At 62.4% G+C, this 22,656-nt stretch carries 23 protein-coding genes; 16 read left to right on the top strand and 7 right to left on the bottom strand.

All coding sequences use genetic code 11. The features are described 5' to 3' along the window. The 3 genes from sucD to UW3_RS0118940 all read left to right on the top strand — a co-directional run. On the top strand, nucleotides 1-723 hold a 723-nt coding region (gene sucD / locus UW3_RS27315; RefSeq protein ID WP_010224670.1), incomplete at its 5' end, for a succinate--CoA ligase subunit alpha. Nucleotides 724-1,077: 354 nt separating this feature from the next. Next, entirely contained in the window at nucleotides 1,078-2,391 is a 1,314-nt protein-coding gene (brnQ, locus tag UW3_RS0118945) for a branched-chain amino acid transport system II carrier protein (RefSeq protein ID WP_010224668.1), read from the top strand. 189 nt (nucleotides 2,392-2,580) lie between these two features. Further along, entirely contained in the window at nucleotides 2,581-3,321 is a 741-nt protein-coding gene (locus UW3_RS0118940) for a DUF599 domain-containing protein (protein WP_010224666.1), read from the top strand. Between the two features lie 87 nt (nucleotides 3,322-3,408). Here the strand turns inward: UW3_RS0118940 and UW3_RS28360 are convergent, their stop codons facing one another. Beyond that, complete coding sequence (locus UW3_RS28360) at nucleotides 3,409-3,687, bottom strand: hypothetical protein (protein WP_026001405.1); 279 nt, start codon at nucleotides 3,685-3,687, stop codon at nucleotides 3,409-3,411. A 153-nt stretch (nucleotides 3,688-3,840) separates the two neighbouring features. On the opposite strand from UW3_RS28360, the gene UW3_RS0118930 reads away from it, so the two are divergent. The 4 genes from UW3_RS0118930 to UW3_RS0118915 all read left to right on the top strand — a co-directional run bounded on the left by UW3_RS0118930 (nucleotide 3,841) and on the right by UW3_RS0118915 (nucleotide 7,556). Further along, the gene (locus UW3_RS0118930; protein ID WP_010224665.1) at nucleotides 3,841-4,317 is read left to right on the top strand and encodes a PaaI family thioesterase; all 477 of its coding nucleotides are present in this window, start codon (nucleotides 3,841-3,843) and stop codon (nucleotides 4,315-4,317) included. Then, a complete protein-coding gene (locus UW3_RS0118925; protein ID WP_010224664.1) occupies nucleotides 4,314-4,775 on the top strand; it encodes a PaaI family thioesterase in 462 nt (153 codons plus the stop codon). Before UW3_RS0118930 ends, UW3_RS0118925 begins: the two co-directional genes overlap by 4 nt. A gap of 94 nt (nucleotides 4,776-4,869) precedes the next feature. Next, complete coding sequence (gene htpG / locus UW3_RS0118920; protein WP_010224663.1) at nucleotides 4,870-6,774, top strand: molecular chaperone HtpG; 1,905 nt, start codon at nucleotides 4,870-4,872, stop codon at nucleotides 6,772-6,774. A gap of 56 nt (nucleotides 6,775-6,830) precedes the next feature. Further along, nucleotides 6,831-7,556: a dienelactone hydrolase family protein gene (locus UW3_RS0118915; RefSeq protein ID WP_010224662.1), complete on the top strand. Its 726-nt coding sequence runs from the start codon at nucleotides 6,831-6,833 to the stop codon at nucleotides 7,554-7,556. Between the two features lie 102 nt (nucleotides 7,557-7,658). Here UW3_RS0118915 and UW3_RS0118910 read toward each other — a convergent pair whose 3' ends face one another. Continuing rightward, entirely contained in the window at nucleotides 7,659-8,519 is an 861-nt protein-coding gene (locus UW3_RS0118910; RefSeq protein WP_010224661.1) for a pirin family protein, read from the bottom strand. 169 nt (nucleotides 8,520-8,688) lie between these two features. Here UW3_RS0118910 and UW3_RS0118905 point away from each other — a divergent pair, with 169 nt between their 5' ends. Next, on the top strand, nucleotides 8,689-9,153 hold the full coding sequence (locus UW3_RS0118905; RefSeq protein WP_010224660.1) for a DUF3859 domain-containing protein: 465 nt from the start codon (nucleotides 8,689-8,691) through the stop codon (nucleotides 9,151-9,153). Between the two features lie 139 nt (nucleotides 9,154-9,292). Continuing rightward, nucleotides 9,293-10,918, top strand: coding sequence for a methyl-accepting chemotaxis protein (locus tag UW3_RS0118900; RefSeq protein ID WP_026001404.1), 1,626 nt, complete (start codon nucleotides 9,293-9,295; stop codon nucleotides 10,916-10,918). Nucleotides 10,919-11,088: 170 nt separating this feature from the next. Here the strand turns inward: UW3_RS0118900 and fabB are convergent, their stop codons facing one another. The 5 genes from fabB to UW3_RS0118875 form a co-directional block, all read right to left on the bottom strand. Further along, a complete protein-coding gene (fabB, locus tag UW3_RS0118895) occupies nucleotides 11,089-12,309 on the bottom strand; it encodes a beta-ketoacyl-ACP synthase I (protein ID WP_010224658.1) in 1,221 nt (406 codons plus the stop codon). 11 nt (nucleotides 12,310-12,320) lie between these two features. Then, complete coding sequence (fabA, locus tag UW3_RS0118890) at nucleotides 12,321-12,836, bottom strand: 3-hydroxyacyl-[acyl-carrier-protein] dehydratase FabA (protein WP_010224657.1); 516 nt, start codon at nucleotides 12,834-12,836, stop codon at nucleotides 12,321-12,323. A 205-nt stretch (nucleotides 12,837-13,041) separates the two neighbouring features. Further along, nucleotides 13,042-14,970: a response regulator gene (locus UW3_RS0118885; protein ID WP_010224655.1), complete on the bottom strand. Its 1,929-nt coding sequence runs from the start codon at nucleotides 14,968-14,970 to the stop codon at nucleotides 13,042-13,044. Continuing rightward, complete coding sequence (locus tag UW3_RS0118880; protein WP_010224653.1) at nucleotides 14,967-15,860, bottom strand: ABC transporter substrate-binding protein; 894 nt, start codon at nucleotides 15,858-15,860, stop codon at nucleotides 14,967-14,969. Before UW3_RS0118880 ends, UW3_RS0118885 begins: the two co-directional genes overlap by 4 nt. After that, a complete protein-coding gene (locus tag UW3_RS0118875) occupies nucleotides 15,860-17,971 on the bottom strand; it encodes a TonB-dependent receptor (RefSeq protein WP_010224651.1) in 2,112 nt (703 codons plus the stop codon). The genes UW3_RS0118880 and UW3_RS0118875 overlap by 1 nt, the downstream gene beginning before the upstream one ends. Nucleotides 17,972-18,142: 171 nt before the next feature. Between UW3_RS0118875 and UW3_RS0118870 the strand changes: the two genes are divergently transcribed. From UW3_RS0118870 to UW3_RS0118840, 7 genes are all read left to right on the top strand, one after another. Next, complete coding sequence (locus UW3_RS0118870; protein ID WP_010224649.1) at nucleotides 18,143-19,168, top strand: NAD(P)H-dependent glycerol-3-phosphate dehydrogenase; 1,026 nt, start codon at nucleotides 18,143-18,145, stop codon at nucleotides 19,166-19,168. Nucleotides 19,169-19,181: 13 nt separating this feature from the next. Then, entirely contained in the window at nucleotides 19,182-19,529 is a 348-nt protein-coding gene (locus UW3_RS0118865) for a DUF4389 domain-containing protein (protein WP_010224647.1), read from the top strand. Next, nucleotides 19,526-19,981, top strand: coding sequence for a phosphohistidine phosphatase SixA (sixA, locus tag UW3_RS0118860; RefSeq protein WP_010224645.1), 456 nt, complete (start codon nucleotides 19,526-19,528; stop codon nucleotides 19,979-19,981). Before UW3_RS0118865 ends, sixA begins: the two co-directional genes overlap by 4 nt. Nucleotides 19,982-20,019: 38 nt before the next feature. Then, the gene (locus UW3_RS0118855; protein WP_010224643.1) at nucleotides 20,020-20,463 is read left to right on the top strand and encodes a hotdog fold thioesterase; all 444 of its coding nucleotides are present in this window, start codon (nucleotides 20,020-20,022) and stop codon (nucleotides 20,461-20,463) included. Between the two features lie 91 nt (nucleotides 20,464-20,554). Next, entirely contained in the window at nucleotides 20,555-20,902 is a 348-nt protein-coding gene (locus tag UW3_RS0118850; RefSeq protein ID WP_010224641.1) for a hypothetical protein, read from the top strand. Nucleotides 20,903-20,994: 92 nt separating this feature from the next. Then, nucleotides 20,995-21,789: an alpha/beta hydrolase gene (locus tag UW3_RS0118845; RefSeq protein WP_010224640.1), complete on the top strand. Its 795-nt coding sequence runs from the start codon at nucleotides 20,995-20,997 to the stop codon at nucleotides 21,787-21,789. After that, nucleotides 21,786-22,640, top strand: a complete 855-nt coding sequence (locus UW3_RS0118840) for an alpha/beta hydrolase (protein WP_010224638.1) — start codon at nucleotides 21,786-21,788, stop codon at nucleotides 22,638-22,640. Before UW3_RS0118845 ends, UW3_RS0118840 begins: the two co-directional genes overlap by 4 nt. The last annotated feature ends 16 nt before the right edge of the window (nucleotides 22,641-22,656 follow it).

Here is a 22,656-nt window from a genome sequence, read left to right as displayed (position 1 = left end):
AACACTGAAAAAAAAGCCGTAGCGGCTACCGGCGCTGACGCGTCGGTCATCTACGTTCCGGCTCCTTTCTGCAAGGACTCGATCCTGGAAGCTGCCTTCGGCGGCATCAAGCTGATCGTCTGCATCACCGAAGGCATTCCTACCCTGGACATGCTCGATGCCAAGGTCAAGTGCGACGAGCTGGGTGTTACCCTGATCGGCCCTAACTGCCCAGGCGTCATCACTCCGGGCGAGTGCAAGATCGGCATCATGCCAGGTCACATCCACTTGCCAGGCAAGGTCGGTATCGTTTCGCGTTCCGGCACCCTGACCTACGAAGCGGTCAAGCAGACCACTGACGCCGGTTTCGGTCAGTCCACCTGCGTCGGTATCGGTGGCGACCCGATCCCGGGCTCCAACTTCATCGACATCCTGAAGCTGTTCCAGGAAGACCCGAAGACCGAAGCGATCGTCATGATCGGCGAGATCGGCGGTTCGGCTGAAGAAGAAGCGGCTGCCTACATCAAGGCCAACGTCACCAAGCCTGTGGTTTCCTACATCGCTGGTGTTACCGCTCCTGCGGGCAAGCGTATGGGCCACGCTGGCGCCATCATCTCCGGCGGCAAAGGCACTGCAGACGAGAAATTCGCTGCGCTGCAGGACGCTGGTGTGAAAACCGTGCGTTCGCTGGCAGACATCGGCAAGGCCCTGGCCGAGCTGACTGGCTGGGAAGTGAAGAAGTAATCACTGCCCAGTAAACAAGAAAGGCCACCTTCGGGTGGCCTTTTTTGTTTACTGGGCAGCAGCTTCAAGCGACAAGCTTCAAGCTGCAAGAGGGTGTTGCGGCAAGCTTGCGGCTTGTAACTTGCGGCTTGGAGCTGTCGCGCAAGCGACACGCATATTCACACATCGGACAAGCAGCCCTGCAACAGTGCGTTTCTATGACAAATTCGTTAACCTATGCACTCATTTTGTGCCCGCTCCCCAAAAGGGAACGACACGCTAAACGGGTCTGGCTCATCCAGCCAGGCAGCATTTCCCTCACCCAAGGGGAAATCCCTCTCTAAATCCCGATTTCAGCAGTGTGGTATTTCCTTAATGAAAGTTTTGAAAGGCCAGGACATCCTGGCACTTGGTTTTATGACGTTCGCTTTGTTCGTCGGCGCGGGCAATATCATTTTCCCTCCTATCGTCGGTCTGCAATCCGGTCCACACGTGTGGATGGCGGCGCTGGGTTTTCTGATCACTGCTGTGGGCCTGCCGGTCATCACTGTCATCGCCCTGGCCAAGGTCGGCGGCGGCATGGATGCGCTGAGCAGCCCGATCGGCAAGGTCGCCGGCGGCCTGCTGGCAGCGGTGTGCTACCTGTCGGTAGGCCCGCTGTTCGCCACCCCGCGTACCGCCACCGTATCCTTCGAGGTAGGTGTTGCGCCGCTGACCGGTGAAAGCCCGCTGGCCCTGTTCATCTACAGCCTGGTGTACTTCCTGGTGGTGCTGGCGGTGTCCATGTACCCGGGCAAGCTGCTCGACACTGTCGGCCGCTTCCTCGCGCCGCTGAAGATCATTGCCCTGGCCGCACTCGGCATCGCCGCGTTCATGCTGCCAGCCGGTGGTATCGGCGAAGCACAGCCAGCCTATGTTGCCGCGCCGTTCTCCCAGGGCTTCATCAATGGTTACCTGACCATGGATACCCTCGGTGCGCTGGTGTTCGGTATCGTCATCGTCAACGCCATCCGTTCGCGCGGCGTCGAGTCGCCGCAGCTGATCACCCGCTACGCGATCATCGCTGGCCTGATCGCCGGTGTCGGCCTGGCCCTGGTGTACATCAGCCTGTTCCGCCTGGGTGCCGGCAGCCATGAGATCGCCGCCGGTGCCAGCAACGGCGCCGCGGTGTTGCATGCCTACGTGCAGCACACCTTCGGCTCGCTGGGCAGCGGCTTCCTCGCCGTGTTGATCGCCCTGGCCTGCCTGGTGACCGCCGTCGGCCTGACCTGCGCCTGCGCCGAGTACTTCAGCCAGGTGCTGCCGCTGTCGTACCGCACCCTGGTGGTGATCCTCGCGGCCTTCTCGCTGCTGATTTCCAACCTGGGCCTGACCAAGCTGATCCTGTTCTCGATCCCGGTGCTGACCGCTATCTACCCGCCGTGCATCGTGGTGGTAGGCCTGAGCTTCTGCAAGGACCTGTGGAACTCGCAAGTTCGCATCCTGGCGCCAGTGATGCTGGTGTCGTTGCTGTTCGGCATGATCGATGCCATCAAAGGCACTGTGCTGGCCAGTAAACTGCCGGACGTGCTGGCGCATCTGCCGCTGAGCGAGCAGGGCCTGGCCTGGCTGGTGCCTTCGGTGGTGACCCTGGGTGTTGCGGTGCTGTGTGACCGCATGCTGGGCAAGCCGCGCGAAGCGCTGGCCTGAGAATTAGCCATGTAACGGACACCGGCCACAAGCCAACAGGGTGTCCGTCACGGCAGATCCCAAGCCCCGCGTCCGAAAGGATGCGGGGCTTTTTCGTTTCTGCGGGCAAGACGTGTCTTTTTCTGCGGTAAAGCGTCGAAAGCCGGTCAATGGGCTTTATTGTGCTCGAAACTTCAATCAGGACCTTGCATGAGCTTCATTCAAAGCAATCTGATCCACCTGCTGGCCGCCTGCTGGTTTGTCGTCTGCTGGGGCGGTTATACCCGCTACGCGACCTGGAAGGGCCGTGATACTGCGTGCCTGGCCAGCGTACTGCACCTTTACCGCGAAGACTGGATGCGGCGCATGTTGTTGCGTGACAACCGCATCGCCGATGCCAGCGTGATCGGCAATCTGGAGCGCAATGCGTCGTTCTTCGCCTCCAGCACCCTGATTATTCTGGCCGGTATTCTCACCGTGCTCGGGGCTTCGGACCGCGCTGTATCGTTACTGGCGGATTTGCCGCTGGTCCAGCAGGCTTCCCAGGGGATGTCGGAAATCAAGTTGCTGTGCCTGGCGATGGTCTTTGTGTATGCCTTCTTCACCTTTAGCTGGTGCATGCGCCAATACAACTTTGCCGCGGTGCTGGTGGGCTCGGCGCCGATGATTGGTGAGCGCCATGTCAGTGAACTGGAGCGCAAGGCATTTGCCCTTAGAGCGGCCAGGGTTATTTCGCTGGCGGCCAACCAGTTCAACTTCGGCTTGCGTTCTTATTACTTCGGGATGGCCATGCTCTGCTGGTTTATCGGCCCCTGGTTGTTCATGCTGATGAGTACCGGGGTAGTGTTGGTGCTTTATCGTCGCGAGTTCCATTCGGATGTGCTCGATGTGATGGTTTACACCCCTACCGAGGCACCTGCGCCGGAGCCGGCTAAAGAGAACCTTGCCTGAAGAGTGACGACTGAATCGTTTAATCCAGTTTCGGCAGCCATAAAAAAACCCGACAGTGTCGGGTTTTTTTTATTCCGGCAGGCTTGCTTACTGTTTAGCAGGCTCAGCAGGAGTAACTGGGGCAGCAGGAGCGGCTTCTTTCGCAGCTTCTTCAGCGGCTTTTTGTTGCGCTTCGGCCTGATCTTTGGCGGCTTCGACGTTTTCTTTCGCTGCCTCGTTCACTTTATCCTGAGCTTCGTTCATTTTCTCTTGAGCGTTCTCGGAATGTTGCTGAGCATCTTGGGCTTTATTTTCGCTGGCTTTATCGCAAGCGGCCAGACCCAGAGCAGCGGCGAGCATAACGGCAAAAGCAAAAGGTTTACGCATGGGGTGTTTCTCCTTGTGGAATAAGTTACTTGTTCCTTTGAGCTCAAGTAACCGGTAGAAGTTCCGCGCACCATACAGATATATAACAAATGGATCTATATGGACATTTCCCTTTCTCTGTGCATGGCCTCAACGGCCTGAGAGTTTTTTGAAATGATCGACACTTCTTTGCAGGCTATGGCCCAACGCTTTCTCTCGGCACTGCGTCATTGTCAGGTATTACAGATGCGGGTGCATCACGCGGACGCGCAAGGCATGACCCTGATACTGCCGTATTCCACACAGATCGTTGGCAACCCGCAAACCGGGGCCGTGCACGGCGGTGCGATCACCACCCTGATGGACACCACCTGCGGCATGGCCACCCTCTGCGTGTTGCCTGAGTTCGAGGTATGCCCGACGCTAGACCTGCGTATCGACTACATGCACCCGGCCGAGGCCGGCAAGGATATCTTCGGCCACGCCTATTGCTACCGCGTCTCGCGGGATGTGATCTTCACCCGCGGGGTGGCCTACCAGGACGATCCCGAGCAACCGATCGCCCAGGTGGTCGGCACCTTCATGCGTCTGGGCAAGGGCATCAAGGGCGGTCTCAATTTCGCCAACACGCTCAAGGGGAGCGGCCAATGATCCCGCCAGAAGTGCACCAGCAACTGCGCCAGGCACATGCCGAAGGCAACTATGAACCCTTGCTGCGGCTGATTCCTTATGCCGGATTGATTGGTATCCAGTGCAGCCGCCAGGGCGACGACCTGCTGTTCTGTCTGCCAGCTAGCCAGGACAATATCGGCAATCCGTTGCTGCCAGCGATCCACGGCGGGGTAATCGCCGGCTTCATGGAGCTGTCGGCGGCGCTGTACCTGCTGATTTTCAGTGAGAGTGCGGCGATCCCGAAAATCATCGACTTTTCCATCGATTACCTGCGCGCCGGCCATTACCGTGACACTTACGCCCAGTGTCAGTTGTGGCGCCAGGGCCGGCGGGTGACCAACGTCGCGATCACCGCCTGGCAAGGCGACCCGGACGAACCGATTGCCACGGCGCGGGCGCATTTCAAGATCGAAGAAATGACCTCGCCCTTGAAATAGCCCGAGCCACCCCCATCTGTTGTGCATCCCGCCGTGAAAGCAGGCCGTCGGCCTGCCCAGCGACAACTGTCATCAGATCGGAGTGTTGAAGACCATGAGTGTGGAAACTCAAAAAGAAACCCTGGGCTTCCAGACCGAGGTGAAGCAACTGCTGCACCTCATGATCCATTCCCTGTATTCGAACAAGGAAATCTTTGTTCGCGAACTGATTTCCAACGCCTCCGACGCCGTCGATAAACTGCGCTTCGAAGCCCTGGCCAAGCCAGAGCTGCTCGAAGGCGGCGCCGAGCTGAAAATCCGCCTGAGCTTCGACAAGAACACCAACACTGTCACCCTCGAAGACAACGGCATCGGCATGAGCCGCGAAGAGGTGATCGCGCACCTGGGCACCATCGCCAAGTCCGGCACTGCCGACTTCATGAAAAACCTCACCGGCGACCAGAAGAAGGACTCGCACCTGATCGGCCAGTTCGGCGTGGGCTTCTACTCGGCCTTCATCGTTGCCGACAAGGTCGACGTGTTCAGCCGCCGCGCCGGCCTGCCAGCCGCCGAGGGCGTGCACTGGTCGTCCAAGGGCGAAGGCGAGTTCGAAGTCGCCACGGTCGACAAGGCCGAGCGCGGCACCCGCATCGTCCTGCACCTGAAAAAGGGTGAAGAAGAGTTCGCCGACGGCTGGCGCCTGCGCAACATCGTCAAGAAATACTCCGATCACATCGCCTTGCCGATCGAGCTGCCAAAACAGGTCGAAGCCGCCGAAGGCGAAGAAAAGCCGGCCGAAGAATGGGAAACCGTCAACCGCGCCAGCGCCCTGTGGACCCGTCCTCGCACCGAGATCAAGGACGAGGAATACCAGGAGTTCTACAAGCACATCGGTCACGACTTCGAGAACCCGCTGGCCTGGAGCCACAACAAGGTCGAAGGCAAGCTTGAGTACAACTCGCTGCTCTACGTACCGGCCCGTGCCCCGTTCGACCTGTACCAGCGTGAAGCGCCACGTGGCCTGAAGCTGTACGTACAGCGCGTGTTCATCATGGACCAGGCCGAATCCTTCCTGCCGCTGTACCTGCGCTTCATCAAGGGCGTGGTCGACTCCAACGACCTGTCGCTGAACGTTTCGCGCGAAATCCTGCAGAAAGACCCGATCATCGACTCGATGAAGTCGGCCCTGACCAAGCGCGTGCTGGACATGCTCGAGAAGCTGGCCAAGAACGAGCCTGAGCAGTACAAGGGCTTCTGGAAGAACTTTGGCCAGGTGATGAAAGAAGGCCCGGCTGAAGACTTCGCCAACAAAGAGAAGATCGCCGGCCTGCTGCGTTTCGCCTCCACCTTTGATGAAAGCGGCGAGCAGAGCGTTGCCCTGGCCGACTACCTGGCCCGTGCCAAGGAAGGTCAGGACAAGATCTACTTCCTCACCGGCGAGTCCTATGCGCAGGTCAAGAACAGCCCGCACCTGGAGGTCTTCCGCAAGAAAGGCATCGAAGTGCTGCTGCTGACCGACCGCATCGACGAGTGGCTGATGAGCTACCTGAGCGAATTCGACGGCAAGAGCTTCGTCGACGTCGCCCGTGGTGACCTGGACCTGGGCAAGCTGGACTCCGAAGAGGACAAGAAGGCCCAGGAAGAAGTCGCCAAGGAGAAAGAAGGCCTGGTCGAGCGCCTCAAGGTGGCCCTGGGCGAAAGCGTCAGCGAAGTGCGCGTGTCGCACCGCCTGACCGATTCGCCGGCGATCCTGGCCATCGGTGAGCAGGACCTGGGGCTGCAGATGCGCCAGATTCTCGAGGCCAGCGGGCAGAAGGTGCCGGACTCCAAGCCGATCTTTGAATTCAACCCTGGCCACCCGCTGATCGAGAAACTGGACAACGAGCAAAGCGAAGACCGTTTCGCCGACTTCTCGCACATCCTCTTCGATCAGGCCGCGCTGGCGGCGGGCGATAGCCTCAAGGACCCGGCGGCGTACGTTCGTCGCCTGAACAAGCTACTGGTCGAATTGTCGGCTTAAGTAGTTGCAGGAAAGCCCGCTTCGGCGGGCTTTTTTCATGGTGCAAGGAGGAGTGCATGAGCAAGGTTACCGTCGAATCGCTGGTCTATCATGTTGCCGGCAAAGCCTATGAGAGCCGTTTGTTCTATACCCAGGGCGCCCGTGAGCAGCCTGGGCTTTTGATGGCGCCAAACTGGATGGGGGTGGGCGAGGGCGCCGAACGTATCGCCCGCGAGGTTGCCGCCCAGGGTTATGTGGTGTTGCTGGCCGACATCTACGGCCAGACCCTGCGTCCGTCGGACATGGATGAAGCCGGTGCGGCGATGACGCCGCTGAAGAATGACCGCGTCGAGCTGCGCAAGCGCTTGAAGGCGGCGCTGGACCAGTTGCTGGGCCAATCGAGGGCGGTATTGGAGCCTGGCAAGCTGGCCACCTTCGGCTTCTGCTTCGGCGGCTGCTGTGCCCTGGAGCTGGCCCGTGAAGATGCCCGCCTGCTGGCCGCTGTATCGTTCCATGGCACCCTGGATACGCCGCTGCCAGCCGTGGAGGGCAGGGTCAAGGCTTCGATGCTGGTGTTGCATGGCGCCGCCGACCCGTTCGTGCCCAAGGAGCAGCTACCGGCTTTCGAAGCCGAGATGGACGCGGCCAAGGTCGACTGGCAGCTGATCAGCTATGGCGGCGCGGTGCACTCGTTCACCGATACCGCAGCGAATATCCCCGGCAAGATGAAGTACGACGCCCGCACGTCCAAGCGCGCGTTCCGGGCGATGTTCAATTTGCTCGATGAAGTGTTCCAGCGCTGAGTGGGGGCGGGGCTGCTGTGCAGCCCATCGCCAGCAAGGCTGGCTCCCACACTGGACCTGCATGCATCCACTCTGTGGGAGCCGCGTTGCCGGCGATCAATCTCAAGGCAACTCGATCCGTTCACTTTCCCCCGGTACCGTCGGCCAGTCTCCGGCCGCCCAGCGTGCCCGCGCCTGTTCGATCAATGCCGGGTCACTGGCAACGAAGTTCCAGTTCATCCGCCGTGGCCCGTCCAATGGCGCGCCACCGAACAGCACCAACTGGCTTTCGCTATCGGCATACAGGCTCATCTCCTCGCCGGGCGGCAAGATCACCAGGCTGCACGGCTCGACCGCCTGGTCGTTGAGGCTGACTTCGCCATCCAGTACATACAGCGCGCGCTCGGCGTGTTCGGTGGGCACCGTCAGGGTGGTGGCCGCCTGCATCTGCACCAGCGCATACAGGGTCGGTGACAGCACCGGCACCGGCGATTGCAGGCAGAAGCCGCTGCCGGCAATCATGCGAATGCTGACCCCGAGGTTGTCACTGACCGGCAGGCTCGCCGCCGGGTGATGGCTGTAGAGCCCCGGGCCTTGCTCGTGCGCCTTGGGCGAGGCCAGCCACACCTGCAAGCCGTGCAGGCGCGACGTGCTGGGCAGCAGATCGGCAGGCGTGCGCTCGACATGGGCAATCGCGCTGCCGGCGGTCATCCAGCTGACCTCGCCAGCCTTGACCCGTTGATCCGAGCCCAGACTGTCCTTGTGCTGGATCTCGCCCTCGAACAGGTAGGTGAGGGTCGACAGGCCGATATGCGGGTGCTGGCGGATGTTCATGCCACGGCCGGCCGGGTAGTCGGTCTCCAGCATATGGTCGAAGAACACGAATGGCCCGACGCTGCGGCATTGGGCCGAAGGCAGGGGGCGCAGGATAGGTTGGCCTTCGACCGATTCGGCGCGAGGGCGGATGACCAGGGGAAGGCTCACGGTGTGCTCCAGACCAAGGGGGGGACGTTTTTCTAGCATAACCTGCCGTGGCCCATATCGAGCGCATGCCCGCGCTATACCCGGGGTTGTGGCGGGCAAATAACAGCGCTGTCATCAGCCTGTCATGCCTGCGTCATAGCCTGCCGCCATCAACCTGATGGAGTTCACTATGTTTCCACGTCGTTTCAGCGCCCTGTGCGGGCTGTTGCTGGTCAGTGGCCTGGCCAGCGCCGAGGTTCGTCTCGAAGGGCCGGTCGAGTACGGTCTGTTTGAAACCCGCCACCAGAACTTCCAGCCGGGCGAGCGGGTGCTGACCCAGAGTAACCAGACGATTGAACAGACCGATGAGATCCCGGCGCGCCTGGGCAGCAAGTTCGGCATGCGCTATCGGCTGCAGGGCAAGGTCGCCGAAGACACGCCGCTGACCCTGCTGTACCTCACCCCGGGTGTGCGCACCCCGGATGGCAAGCGCCACGACAAGTTCGAAGTCGTGCAGAAGCTGGTGCCGGGCGCTGCCCAGGATGTGATGGCCTATGAGTTCACCGAAAACCACGAAATGGTGCCGGGGCAGTGGCATTTCATGGTCTTCCAGGGTGACCGGTTGCTCGCCGAGCAGCGCTTTACGGTGCGTTGAGTCAGGGCCACCGGGGCGTCGCGATCATAAGGCCTTTTGATATCACGTTTTCGTCTTACGCAAATTTTCGCCAGGCCGATACCGTCTAGAAGCAAGGACAGCTGCACTGTTGTGCAGCGCTTTTGGAGGGAGCCAGAAGATGAGCTTGAGAAGCATGAATATCGCGCCCAGGGCCGGCCTGGGTTTTGGCTTGGTGGCGGCGCTGGTGTTTGCCTTGGGCGCGTTTGCCCTGATGCAGATGACCAGCATGCGCCAGCAGTCCGAGCAGGTCGACAGCAACTGGTTGCCCAGCGTCATTTCGGTCGGCCAGATGACCCAGGACATGCTGCGCATCCGCGCCTTGACCCTGCGCCTGCTGGTCAATCGCGATGAGGCGGCGCTGGCGCAGAACAAGTCGCGCATCGAAGAGATCAAGGCGGGCCTGGGCAAGGCCCAGCAGAAGTACCAGGCGCTGATCGTGCTGCCTGAAGAGCAGGTCCTGTTCGACCGCTACCTGAGTCTGGAGCAGCGTTACCTCAAGCTGCAGGCGCAGGTGATGGAGCTGTCTGCCGAGCACCGGCTCGAAGAGGCGGTGGCCATGGTCAACGGTGAGATGAATCAGCTGGCCGACCAGTTGACGGCCAGCCTCAACGAGCTGATCGCGCTCAATAACCAGCATGCCAATACCGCGACCGACCTTGCCGAAGTCGTCTACAAGGAGGCGCGGATCTGGGTGATTGGCTGGCTGATTGCCGCCGTGGTGCTCACTGTGGTGCTGGCCCTGACCCTGACCCGCAGTATCGTCCGGCCGTTGGCGCAATCCCTGAAGGTTGCCGAAGTGGTGGCCACCGGCGACCTTACCCCGCAGATTTCGGTGCAGGGCAAGGATGAGCCGGCACGCTTGCTTGCAGCCTTGAAGCAGATGCAGCAAAGCCTGCGCGATACCATCGGGCGCATCTCCGACTCCTCCAGCCAGTTGGCCTCGGCCTCCGAGGAGCTCAGCGCGGTGACGGAAGATGCCACCCGTGGGCTGATGCAGCAAAGCCAGGAAATCGAGCAGGCGGCGACCGCGGTCAACCAGATGACCACCGCGGTGGAGGAGGTGGCGAGCAATGCCGTGGCCACTTCCGAAGCTTCGCGCGAGTCGGACCGCATTGCCCGTCAAGGACGCGAGCAGGTGCGCCTGACCGTGACGTCGATCGAGGGCCTGGCGGCCGGTGTTACCGCCAACGCCGAAGAGGTCGGGCAACTGGCGCAGCAGGTTAATGGCATCACCAAGGTACTGGATGTGATCGGCGCGATTGCCGAGCAGACCAACCTGCTGGCCCTCAATGCTGCGATCGAAGCCGCACGGGCCGGTGATGCCGGGCGTGGTTTTGCTGTGGTGGCTGATGAAGTACGGGCTCTGGCCCATCGCACCCAGCAATCCACCCGTGAAATCGAGCAGATGATCGATGGTATCCAGCAAGGCACCCATCGCGCCGTTGAAGGTATGCAGCAGACCAACGAACGGGCTCGCGGCACCCTGGAGGGCGCTCATGCTGCCGGTGCGGCGCTGGAGGAGATAGCCGCGGCCATCAGCCTGATCAACGAGCGCAACCTGGTGATTGCCAGTGCCTCGGAGCAGCAGGCACAGGTGGCGCGGGAGGTGGACCGCAACCTGACCAATATTCGCGACTTGGCCATGCAGACCTCGGCGGGGGCCAATCAGACCAACGCGGCGAGCCAGGCATTGTCGCAGCTGGCGATCGAACTCAATGGGTTGGTGGGGCGGTTCTCGGTGTAGGAGGGGCTGCTGTGCAGCCCATCGCTGGCAAGCCAGCTCCCACAAGGGCTAGCGCCTGCAGTAACTGTGGGCGCCGGGCTTGGCGGTGATGGGGCGCGCAGCGGCCCTGGATGGCACAAACAAAAACGCCCCGACGAGTCGGGGCGTTCGAACATAAGGGGGGCTAGCCCTTATTTGCCTGCCCAGCGCTTGAGCACCAGGGTGGCGTTGGTGCCGCCGAAACCGAAGCTGTTGCTCATCACGGTATCGATCTTGGCATTTTCCTGAGTCTTGGTCAGGATCGGCATGTCGGCTACTTCCGGGTCCACTTCGTCGATGTTGGCGGAGCCGGCAATGAAGTTGCCTTCCATCATCAGCATGCAGTAGATCGCTTCGTGAACGCCGGCAGCGCCCAGGGAGTGACCGGACAGGCTCTTGGTCGAGCTGATGGCTGGAGCCTTGTCGCCGAATACTTCGCGAACGCCCTTGATCTCGGCAACGTCGCCGACCGGCGTCGAGGTGCCGTGGGTGTTCAGGTAGTCGATCGGGGTGTCGACAGTGGACATGGCCATCTGCATGCAGCGGATGGCGCCTTCGCCACTTGGAGCGACCATGTCGTAGCCGTCGGAAGTGGCGCCGTAGCCGACGATTTCGGCGTAGATCTTGGCGCCACGGGCCAGGGCGTGCTCCAGCTCTTCAACCACGACCATACCGCCACCGCCAGCGATGACGAAGCCATCACGGTCAGCGTCGTAGGCACGGGAGGCTTTTTCCGGGGTGTCGTTGCGCTTGCTGGACAGTGCGCCCATGGCGTCGAACAGGAACGACTGGCTCCAGTGCTCTTCTTCACCGCCACCGGCGAAGACGATGTCCTGCTTGCCCATCTGGATCTGTTCCATGGCGGTACCGATGCAGTGAGCACTGGTGGCGCAGGCGGAAGCGATGGAGTAGTTCAGGCCCTTGATCTTGAACGGGGTGGCCAGGCACGCCGAGACGGTGCTGCTCATGGTCCGGGTGACACGGTAGGGGCCAACGCGCTTGACGCCTTTTTCACGCAGGATGTCCAGCGCTTCCATCTGGTTCAGGGTCGACGCGCCGCCTGAGCCTGCGATCAGGCCAGTACGCGGGTTGGAGACCTGCTCTTCGGTCAGGCCCGAGTCCTTGATCGCGTCGGCCATCGCCAGGTAGGCGTAGGCGGCGGCGTGACCGACGAAACGGAAGACTTTACGGTCGATCAGTTCTTCGAGGTTGAGGTCGATGGAGCCGGAAACCTGGCTACGCAGACCCATTTCGGCATATTCCGGGTTGAATCGGATGCCAGGGCGGCTTGCACGCAGGTTGGCGGAGACGGTCTCTTTGTCATTGCCCAGGCACGAAACAATGCCCAGACCAGTGATAACGACGCGGCGCATGCGGATAACCCTTAGAAGTTGTCAGTGGAGGTGAATACGCCGACCCGGAGGCCGTCGGCGGTGTAGATCTCGCGACCGTCGACGCTGACCGAACCATCGGCGATGGCCATGTTCAGCTTGCCTTTGAGGACGCGCTTGATATGAATGTTGTAGGTGACTTTCTGGGCGGTCGGTAGGACCTGGCCGAAGAATTTCACTTCGCCCGAACCCAGGGCACGACCACGGCCCGGCAAGCCTTGCCAGCCGAGGAAGAAACCGACCAGTTGCCACATGGCGTCCAGGCCCAGGCAGCCTGGCATCACCGGATCACCTTCGAAATGGCAGGCGAAGAACCACAGGTCCGGGGTGATATCCAGCTCGGCGACCAATTCACCTTTGCCGTACTTGCCACCCTCGGCGCTGATATGGGTGATGCGATCCACCATCAGCATGTTCGGGGCGGGCAGTTGCGCGTTACCTGGGCCGAACAGCTCACCGCGACTGCAGCGCAGCAGGTCTTCCCGAGTAAAGGCGTTTTGTTTGGTCATGCGAGCTCCTCAATAGTCCCCGTGCGGCAGGGGGCAAATCTTCCCGGCCGTCCCAAAACATGTACGTTTGAGCCGGCAGCCTACACATAGACTATTGCGTTGTAGTGAAAGTCACAGCGCACGGGGCAAAGAAGTACACTTGTGCACTGAAATTTTATTTTCAAGCCCTTCGCGGCGCTTGTCCAGTCTCTAAGACTGCCGCAATTTAGCATTTATCGCCAGTCACAGCTGTCTGACCGGGCAGCCAGCGTTGCAGAATTTGCTGCAGATCAGTGCGTTTGAACGGCTTGGCCAGGTAGTCGTTCATGCCCGCGTTCAGGCAACGCTCGCGGTCACCCTGCAGGGCGTTGGCGGTCAGGGCGATAATCGGCATGGCGGCGGCCTGCGGCAGCTGGCGAATGCGCCGGGTGGCTTCGTAGCCATCGATGATCGGCAGGCGGCAGTCCATCAGTGCCGCGGCAAAGCGCTGGCGCCCGGCCTGGGCCACGGCCTGGGCGCCGTCGACGGCGACGCACACCTCAAAGCCCAGGCTGCGCAACATGGCTTCGATCACTGTCTGGTTCACCGGGTTGTCTTCGACCAGCAAGATGCGCCGGCCCTGGCCGTCGTCTTCGGCACGGGTCAGGCCACCGGGCAGGCGTGGCGTTTGCGCGGTGGACAAGGCCAGGGGCATTTCCAGGGTAAAGATCGAACCCAGGCCTTCACGGCTTTCGCCGCGCAGGGTACCGCCCATCCGTTCGGTCAGGGTGCGGGCGATCGACAGGCCCAGGCCGGTGCCGCCATAGCGGCGGGAAATCGAACTGTCGGCCTGCTGGAATGCCACGAACATCATTTCCAGGCGCGTGTTGTCGATGCCGATACCGGTGTCGCGTACCGCACAGGTGAACCAGATCAGCTGGCGGTCGAGCACCTGCCAGCGTGGTTCGATGTGCACACTGCCGTGTTCGGTGAACTTCAGTGCATTGCCGATCAGGTTGAGCAGCACCTGGCGAATGCGGGTCGGGTCGCCGACTACCTGCAGTTGCTCCATGCCCGGCGGCAGGTGCAACTGCAGGTCCAGCTCGCGCTGCTGGGCCAGGTGCTGGAACGACTGGACGCTGCTGCCGATCAGCTCGCCGAGGTTGAAGTCGATGTGTTCCAGCTCCAGAGCGGTACGTTCGATGCGCGAGAAATCAAGAATGTCGTTGATGACCTTGAGCAGGTGCCCGGTGGATTCGCTGGCCACGGCGGTGTATTCGGCCTGCTCTTCGTTGAGCGAGGTTGTTTCCAGAAGTTGCAGCATGCCCATGACGCCGTTCATCGGCGTACGCAGCTCGTGGCTCATCATCGCCAGGAAATCAGATTTGGCCTTGTTTGCCTGTTCGGCTTCCTCGCGGGCCTGGATCAGTTGCGACATGGCTTGTTGCTGTTCATGGCTGGCCTTGCCCAGCGCACTGGCAAGGTTGTTGATGTGCCGGGCCAGGTGCCCCAGTTCACTGTCATCGACCACCGGCAACGGCGCATTGAAATCGCCTTGCTGGATGGCCTTGACCGCATGGCCCATATCGCTGATCGGCTTGGCCAGGCTCAGGGCCAGGCGCCGGGCAAGTATGAAGGTGAACAGCAGGGCGAACAGGGCGAGGATCCCGGCCTTGACCACGATCTCCTGTTGCCGCTCGCTGAAGGCGTCGTCCGACATGCCGACGATGACCCTTCCGAGGTAGTCATCGCCGATGTTCTTGGTTGGCGCGTTACTGTGCAGAAAGTCGTTGTCCAGGCGAATCTGCTGCAGGCGGATCGGTGCCTGGAACACTTCCACCTGCTGCGCACGGTTGCTGCTCTCATCCGGCTGCTCGACATAGACGAGGATATGGTTGCTACTGTCCTGCACCTCGAGAAAGCGCACGTGGGGGATGCTCAAGGTAGCGCGCATGAGGCTCTCGAGCACTTCGTTGTTGCCGGCGATCACTCCGTATTCGGAGGCCGGGGCCAGTTGGTTGGCGATCAGTTGGCCGGTGTGGTTGAGCTCCTGGCGCAGGTCCTGGATGCGCACGAAGGTAAAGAAGCTGATCAGCAGCAGGGTCAGCAACAGGGCCGGGCCGAGGCTGATGATCTGCGTGCGGGTGTGAATGTCCCAGCTCAGGCGCCGACTCATGGTGTGCTTTCTCCTTCGGCCACGGCCAGGGCGGCGGCGGCCGGGTCAATCGCTTCGATGCCCAGGGCGCGGGCCACCTGCTGGTTGCCCAGGACGCTGAAATGATCAGGGTAGAGCGTTCGCGGCCAGCGGTTGGGTGGTTGCTCGAGCAGCCGATCGAGCACCGCCAGCCAGTCGTCCTGGTCACTCAGGGTGCTGGCCAGGGCACCGGCCTTGACGAACCCGGCATTCGGCCCGATCAACGCCATCTGTCGACCATAACTGCTGAGCAGAACATTCTTCGCCGACTTTGAGTTGTACAACTGCGGGTCATCGATGCCCAGCAGTACATCGCTGTTTTGCAGCAGGGTTTGCAATGGCCGGCTGTCGCGCAGGTCGGGCCAGGCTTCGGCGATGATTTCCAGGCCCAACGGGCGCGCCGCCTTGCGCAGCTCGTCGAGGAGAAACTGGCTATGTTCGGTATAGAGCACGCCCACCCGTTTGGCCTGTGGCAACAGGTAGCGGGTCAGGCGCAGCTGGCGGGCCGGGGGTGGGTCGCTCCACAGCAGGCTCAGGTACGCCGGGCGCAGGCTGCCCAGGCGTTGCTGGGCCTGCACCCGGCTCACGCGCAAGGCCAACGCCGCAGGCCCGGCGGTTTCGCTCAGGCGCCATTCGAGGCTGGCGCCATCAAGCAGGATCAAGCGGGTGGCAGCTTTGATCTGGCTGGGGCGTGGCAGCTCGGCCACTGGCACGAAGTGCACCTGGTCAGCCGGGCGGCGTTCGCGTAACGCCTCGACGAAGCTGCGCACGCCGGGGCTGTCCTGGCTACCGGTGAGCAGGATTTCACTGGCGGACAGGGCACTCAGGGGCCACAGGCAGATCAGCAGCAGCCAGCGCCGCAGGTAACGCATCAGAACTCCAACTGCGCACTGAAAGACAGCACCTGGCGGCTGTCATAACGGTTGTCGTAGATGGTCGTCGGCTCGTCGTCCAGGCGCTGCTGGAGCATGCCCGCCAGCTCCAGGGTGGTGCGCTCCCAGCGCAGGCGCTTGGCAACGCGCAGATCAACCCGTTCGAAGCGGTACTGGTTGAGGGCGTCATCGCCGTAGTAGAAAAGAGCACTGGACCAACCCATGCCCCAGTCACGCAGCCAGCCGGCCGAGCCGCTGTTGCGCGCACTCAGGCGGCGGTCGGCCGGGTTGCTGGCCCAGGCGTCGACGTAGGCGTAGGTCAGGCGCACACGGTCGGCCTGGCTCAGGCGCCAGTCCAGTTGCGCTTCGCTGCCACTGAAGCGGGCCCTGTTGCTGTTGCTGGCAATGTACTGGTTGTTGCGCAGCGGCTCGCTGATCATGCCGGTGATTTCATCGTAGAACAGCTTGAGGTCGACGCTCAGGTCGGCATCGGCGAAGTATCCGTTATAGCCCAGTTCCCGCGAGCGCATACGCTCCTGTTCAAGATCGCCGGGGCCGCGGGTCTTGACGAAGTACTCGGCGTTGCGCTGGCCGAAGGCGCCGGGTACCAGGTTGTTGACCCGATAACTCCAGTTGACGTTGTTCTCGAACATGTCCGGCGAGCGCACGGCTTCGGAGTACACCGCACGCAAGCCGTGGCGCGGGGTGATCAGGTAGTTGAGCGCCATCCGCGGGGTCAGGGAGCTGCCGGACAGGCGGGTATCTTCGTACATCGCCCCGCCCTGGAGGATCCAGTGCTCGTCGGCGCGCCATTCCAGGTGGCCGAACAGGCGCCAGGTGCTGTCATCCAGGCTGCCATTGAAGTAAGTCTGCGAGTCGGCGCGGTCGTACCGGTAGTTGGCCCCGCTGACCAGGCGCAGGCTGTCGGACAGGCTCAGGGTGTCCTGCACCTCCAGGTCATAGCGGGTCTCGCGGGTGCTCTGGTCGATATCGCCGCATACTTGTTGCGCGCCGCCATTGCGCCACTGCTGCTGCACCTGTTCGGCCAGGGCGCGCTCCTCGGCGCTGCCTGCAGGCAGTGGCGAGGTGATGTTGCGGGCCACCTGCTCTGCGTAGTTCGGGTTCAGGCGCCAGAGCTGGGTCAGTTGCGGGCTGAAGGACAGCGCCGCGTCACAGGCACGCCACACTTGCTCGCGCTCCCAGTGCTGGGCCGAGCCCTGCACATAGAGGCTGTGGTCGGGGTTGAAGTCGATGTTCCAGCGCAGCGAACCGGCATAGTCCTTGGCGTTGAGGTCGGCGTTGTTGCCTGCCGCAGTGACATAGGGAAACACCGGTTTATAGGTATAGGGCCGTTGATCGCTGCCTTCTTTGACCGAGAATTGCCAGTCCAGGCTCTGGTTGCTGGCCAGGCTGTGGCTGGCACTCAATCCCAGACGGTTGAGGCGGCGGCTGTCGCGGTAGTCCTGGCCCCAGCGGTTTTCGTCGAAGCCATCGTCTTGCATCCCCGAGAGCGACAGGCGCAGGTCGCCACCGTCCCAGCCCAGGCCCTGGCTTGCGTACCAGTCATTGATGCCGCGCTGGCCGCGGGTGACTTTCAGGCGCGTGCCATGGCTGTCGGCCGGGTTGCGGGTAAGGATGTTGACCACCGCCATCAGCGCATTGGCGCCATAGCTGACGGTGTTGGGGCCACGAAACACCTCGATGCGCTCGATGTCTTCCATCGCCAGCGGAATGTCGCTCCAGTCCACGGTGGCCAGGCCTGCGCGGTACACCGAGCGGCCGTCGATCAGTACCTGCATGCGCCGGGCATCGTTGACGTTGCTGCCGTGGTAGTTGACCGTCGGCTGGTTGCCGGCGCCATAGCCGATCATCATGCCTGGCACCAGGCGCAGCAGTTCGGGAATGTCGCGGGCGCCGCTGGCGCGAATCAGCTCGCTGTCGAGCACGGTCATGCTGCCCGGCACCGCCGCTGGCGATTGCTTGAGGCGGGTGGCGGTGAGCACCTGTGGCAGGGCCTGGCTGTCGACGAACAGGTCGTCAGCCATACTGGGGCCGCTGAGCAGGGCTGTCAGCAGCAATAAAGGGCGTGTGGAGGTCGGGCCAAAAGACACAGTGCGGCCTTGGTAGCGGGTTCAAGTCGGGCATGTTAACCGAGTGACGGGTATTTTCCAGTCGTGCTCAAGGCGATGCCAAGGCCGATTCGGTCATCTGCCACTGGCTCTGGCACTGGCGCTCCGTATAATGCGCAAGTCGCCACTTTAATTGGTTTTAACGGATTGGATATGACTGAACAGCAGCCTGTTGCAGTTCTGGGAGGCGGGAGTTTCGGCACCGCCGTGGCGAATCTACTGGCGGAAAACGGCGTTCGGGTGCGGCAATGGATGCGCGACCCCGAGCAGGCCGAGGCCATGCGCAGCAACCGCGAGAACCCGCGCTACCTCAAAGGCATCAAGCTGCATGCCGGGGTTGAGCCGGTCAACGATCTGCTGGCGACCCTCGAGGCCTGCGAGCTGATCTTCGTGGCCTTGCCTTCCAGTGCCCTGCGCAGCGTGCTGGCGCCCCATGCCCAGCTGTTGGGCGGCAAGATGCTGGTCAGCCTGACCAAGGGCATCGAGGCGCAGAGCTTCAAGCTGATGAGCCAGATCCTCGAAGAAATCGCGCCTCAAGCGCGCATCGGCGTGCTGTCGGGGCCGAACCTGGCCCGCGAAGTGGCTGAACACGCATTGACCGCCACCGTGGTTGCCAGTGAAGACGAAGCGCTGTGCCAGCGCGTTCAGGCCGTGTTGCACGGGCGCACCTTTCGCGTTTACGCCAGCGGCGACCGCTTTGGCGTCGAACTGGGCGGGGCGCTGAAGAACGTCTACGCGATCATCGCCGGCATGGCCGTGGCCCTGGGCATGGGCGAAAACACCAAGAGCATGCTGATCACCCGCGCCCTGGCCGAGATGACCCGCTTTGCCGTCAGCCAAGGGGCCAACCCGATGACCTTTCTGGGCCTGGCCGGCGTCGGCGACCTGATCGTCACCTGCTCCTCGCCCAAGAGCCGTAACTATCAAGTTGGCTACGCCCTGGGCCAGGGCCTGAGCCTGGATGAGGCGGTCAGCCGCCTGGGCGAAGTCGCCGAAGGGGTGAACACGCTCAAGGTGCTCAAGGTCAAAGCCCAGCAAGTGCAGGTCTACATGCCCCTGGTGGCCGGGCTGCATGCGATCCTGTTCGAAGGCCGGACCCTGACCCAGGTGATCGAGCTGCTGATGCGCGGCGAGCCGAAAACCGATGTCGACTTTATCTCCACCAGCGGTTTCAACTAAGCAGGAGCAGGACATGAACGAATCTTCCAACCAGACCCAGCGCGAATCGATCATCTTGCGCGTGTTGTGGATGCTGGTGTTCCTGGTGGTCTGGCAGCTGGCTGAACTGTTGCTCGGCGGCCTGGTGCTGGTGCAACTGATCTATCGGCTGATCTACGGCGCACCGAGCGCCAGCCTGATGAATTTCGGCGACAGCCTCAGCCAGTTCCTGGCCCAGATCGGCCGCTTCGGCAGCTTCCACAGCGACCAGAAACCCTGGCCATTCGCCGATTGGCCAACCCCGCGCGCGCCGGAAGGCGAAGCCGCGCACAGCGTGCCGCCTGCGCCGCATCCGGTGCGTGACGAAGAGCCAAAGCTGTGAAGCTCTGGGTCTTGCGTCACGGCGAAGCCGAGCCACGGGCCCACACCGACGCCGAGCGTCGGCTCACCGCCCATGGCCGCGAGCAGGTGCTGCGCAGCGCGGCGGTGCTGCTTGGCCAGCCGCCGCAGGTGATCCTCGCCAGCCCCTACGTGCGCGCCCAACAGACGGCCGCGCTGGTCCACGAGGCCCTCGGTTTTGCCAAGCCGGTGCAGACCGTGCCTTGGCTGACGCCGGACAGCGATCCGCAAGCGGTCATCGCCGAGCTGGACAAGCTGGGCCTGGAGGAGGTGCTGCTGGTCAGTCACCAGCCGCTGGTGGGCACGCTTGTGGGGCTGCTGGAGCACGGCCATTACCGCACCCCGGCGCCCATGAGTACCGCCAGCCTGGCACAGCTTGAAGGCGACTGGCCGCTGGCCGGGCTGATGACCCTCAAGAGTCTCAAGCACCCGTGAGTCACCCTCAATAACAAGCACAACAAGGAATTGCGCCCATGAGCCTGTGGCATACCCAGCCCGACATCGAACAACTCAACGCCTTGCAGAAGAACACCATTGGCGAAGTGCTGGACATCCGTTTTGAAGCATTCAGCGAAGACTCGCTGAGCGCCAGCATCGTCGTCGATCACCGTACCCACCAGCCGTTCGGCCTGCTGCACGGCGGCGCTTCGGTGGTGCTGGCCGAAACGGTCGGTTCGATGGCCAGCTGCCTGTGCATCGACCCGCAGAAATTCTACTGCGTGGGCCTGGAAATCAACGCCAACCACCTGCGCGGGATCCGTGGCGGGCGGGTAACGGCGACGGCCAAACCGGTGCACATCGGCCGCAGTACCCACGTCTGGGATATTCGCCTGAGCAGCGACGAGGGCAAGGCCAGCTGTATTTCACGCTTGACCATGGCCGTGATTCCTCTCGGCCAGGACGTCCCCAGCCGCTGATCGACCTGGCATTTTTACCAGTTGTCGTGTCCCGTGCAGCTTGTTAGCGTGCGTTGAAGTTGCGGGGCAGGGTGTCCCAGGGAATTCGACTATGAGCAGTAGACATCTGGATCTGGTGTACTCGGTCGACGTGCAGCCCACGCTCGACAAGGTACGAAGGCATCAGGCACTGGATTTTGCCGAGTACCGCATGTTGCAAGACAGCGCCGATGCCAAGCTCGACTACCTGTTGCGCAAGTTCGAAGGCCAGTACGAGTTGGAACAGCTGCGCCAGGCCAGTATCCGCATGTCGCACCTGTTGCAGACCAGTTGCCTGGCCCTGCGCCGACTCGAACTCGATGTCGAAGACAGACGTCGTGCCCGCGAAGCGCTGGAGCAGCAGTTGGCTTATATGCAGGCTTGCCTGCGCCGCTCGATGGCCAGTTTCGGCGAGTATTGACCTGATTGCCGTCGCCGATGGCTTTTCCGGACATTGCCGCCGCGGGTGCGGTTGCCGACAATGAGCCATCACTTCCCTCTGGATTGGCGGCCATGTCGCAGCAGATCTTCTTCGCCCATGCCAATGGCTTCCCCTCAGCCACCTACGGCAAGCTCTTTGCTGCGCTGGCGCCGGACTATCAGGTGACCCACCTGGCCCAACACGCCCACGATCCGCGCTTTCCGGTCAATGACAACTGGCAGAGCCTGGTCGACGAGCTGATCCATCACCTGGAGCAACAGCCGGGGCCGGTCTGGGGCGTCGGCCATTCCCTGGGCGGCGTGTTGCACCTGCATGCCGCCATGCGCTGCCCGCAGTACTATCGCGGCGTGGTGATGCTCGATTCGCCGGTGTTGACCCGGGTCGATCAGTGGCTGATCCAGGCGGCCAAGCGCATGGGCTTTATCGATCGCATTACCCCGGCCGGGCGTACCCTGGGGCGCCGCGAAGCGTTTGCCGACCGTGACAGCGCCCGGGCCTATTTCGCCGGCAAGACGCTGTTCCGGCATTTCGACCCCGAGTGCCTCGACGCCTACCTGGAGCATGGCCTGCAGCCGGGCGGAGACGGTTTGCGCCTGCGCTTTGATCCGGCCACCGAAATCAGCATCTACCGCAGCCTGCCGCACACCAGCCCGAGCCCGGCCAAACAGCTTGAACTGCCCCTGGCCATGGTCCGTGGCAGCCACAGCCGGGTGGTCAAGCGTCATCATGCCCTGGCTGTACGGGGCATGCCCCGGGGGGAGTACCATAGCCTGCCCGGCGGGCATATGTTTCCGCTGGAGCACCCAACCGACACCGCGAGCCTGATCAAGGGCTTGTTCGACCGCTGGCAGGATACGTCGGCATGACCACCGAAATGGAAGAAGTGCGCCTGAACCTCGGCCATATCGAACTGGCCGCGCACCTGTTCGGCCCGGTCGATGGCCTGCCGGTGATTGCCTTGCACGGCTGGCTGGACAACGCCAACAGCTTTGCCCGCCTGGCGCCGCGGCTCAAGGGCTTGCGCATTCTGGCCCTGGACCTGGCTGGCCACGGCCATTCCGAGCATCGCCCGGCCGGCGCCGGCTATGCCCTGGCCGACTACGCCCATGATGTGCTGCGGGTCGCCGAGCAGATGGGGTGGGAACGTTTTGCCCTGCTCGGACACTCGCTGGGGGCGATCATCTCGGTCGTGCTGGCCGGCGCGCTGCCCGAGCGGGTCACCCGACTGGCCCTGATCGACGGGGTGATCCCGCCCAGCAGCGGCCCTCAGGATGCTGCCGAACGCATGGGCATGGCCCTGCAGGCGCAACTGCGCCTGGACAGCAAGCGCAAGGCGGTGCACCCGACCCTCGACCAGGCCATCGAGGCGCGCATGAAAGGCCTGGTGGCGGTCAGCCGCGAAGCCGCCGAACTGCTTGCCCAGCGCGGGCTGATGCCGGTACCCGGTGGCTTCAGCTGGCGCAGCGACAGCCGTCTGACCCTGCCGTCACCGACCCGGCTCAACGAAGCCCAGGCGATGAGCTTCGTGCAGCGCATTGCCTGCCCGGCGAAACTGGTGGTGGCCGCGGACGGTATGCTCGCGCGCCACGGCGAGTTGCTTGAGCAGCTACCCTTTGAGCGAGAACAACTGCCGGGCGGCCATCACCTGCACCTGAATGACGAGACCGGCGCAACCCTTGTTGCAGACTGTTTCAATCGCTTCTTTGGCATTTCTTGACTTGTGGCGGGCAACT

Source organism: Pseudomonas donghuensis, assembly GCF_000259195.1.
GTDB classification, from domain to species: Bacteria; Pseudomonadota; Gammaproteobacteria; order Pseudomonadales; family Pseudomonadaceae; genus Aquipseudomonas; species Aquipseudomonas donghuensis.
Note: the sequence above shows the minus strand (reverse complement) of the source record. Positions and strands in the feature narration are given on the sequence as shown.

Excerpts from the sequence above, each read along its gene's own strand:
- UW3_RS28360 (WP_026001405.1), bottom strand. The coding sequence starts at position 3,687 with ATGCGTAAACCTTTTGCTTTTGCCGTTATGCTCGCCGCTGCTCTGGGT.
- UW3_RS0118880 (WP_010224653.1), bottom strand. The coding sequence starts at position 15,860 with ATGCGTTACCTGCGGCGCTGGCTGCTGCTGATCTGCCTGTGGCCCCTG.
- fabB (WP_010224658.1), bottom strand. The coding sequence starts at position 12,309 with ATGCGCCGCGTCGTTATCACTGGTCTGGGCATTGTTTCGTGCCTGGGC.
- brnQ (WP_010224668.1), top strand. The coding sequence starts at position 1,078 with ATGAAAGTTTTGAAAGGCCAGGACATCCTGGCACTTGGTTTTATGACG.
- UW3_RS0118905 (WP_010224660.1), top strand. The coding sequence starts at position 8,689 with ATGTTTCCACGTCGTTTCAGCGCCCTGTGCGGGCTGTTGCTGGTCAGT.
- UW3_RS0118845 (WP_010224640.1), top strand. The coding sequence starts at position 20,995 with ATGTCGCAGCAGATCTTCTTCGCCCATGCCAATGGCTTCCCCTCAGCC.
- UW3_RS0118900 (WP_026001404.1), top strand. The coding sequence starts at position 9,293 with ATGAGCTTGAGAAGCATGAATATCGCGCCCAGGGCCGGCCTGGGTTTT.
- UW3_RS0118885 (WP_010224655.1), bottom strand. The coding sequence starts at position 14,970 with ATGAGTCGGCGCCTGAGCTGGGACATTCACACCCGCACGCAGATCATC.
- UW3_RS0118940 (WP_010224666.1), top strand. The coding sequence starts at position 2,581 with ATGAGCTTCATTCAAAGCAATCTGATCCACCTGCTGGCCGCCTGCTGG.
- UW3_RS0118870 (WP_010224649.1), top strand. The coding sequence starts at position 18,143 with ATGACTGAACAGCAGCCTGTTGCAGTTCTGGGAGGCGGGAGTTTCGGC.
- UW3_RS0118840 (WP_010224638.1), top strand. The coding sequence starts at position 21,786 with ATGACCACCGAAATGGAAGAAGTGCGCCTGAACCTCGGCCATATCGAA.
- UW3_RS0118915 (WP_010224662.1), top strand. The coding sequence starts at position 6,831 with ATGAGCAAGGTTACCGTCGAATCGCTGGTCTATCATGTTGCCGGCAAA.
- htpG (WP_010224663.1), top strand. The coding sequence starts at position 4,870 with ATGAGTGTGGAAACTCAAAAAGAAACCCTGGGCTTCCAGACCGAGGTG.
- UW3_RS0118865 (WP_010224647.1), top strand. The coding sequence starts at position 19,182 with ATGAACGAATCTTCCAACCAGACCCAGCGCGAATCGATCATCTTGCGC.
- UW3_RS0118930 (WP_010224665.1), top strand. The coding sequence starts at position 3,841 with ATGATCGACACTTCTTTGCAGGCTATGGCCCAACGCTTTCTCTCGGCA.
- UW3_RS0118855 (WP_010224643.1), top strand. The coding sequence starts at position 20,020 with ATGAGCCTGTGGCATACCCAGCCCGACATCGAACAACTCAACGCCTTG.
- UW3_RS0118850 (WP_010224641.1), top strand. The coding sequence starts at position 20,555 with ATGAGCAGTAGACATCTGGATCTGGTGTACTCGGTCGACGTGCAGCCC.
- fabA (WP_010224657.1), bottom strand. The coding sequence starts at position 12,836 with ATGACCAAACAAAACGCCTTTACTCGGGAAGACCTGCTGCGCTGCAGT.
- UW3_RS0118925 (WP_010224664.1), top strand. The coding sequence starts at position 4,314 with ATGATCCCGCCAGAAGTGCACCAGCAACTGCGCCAGGCACATGCCGAA.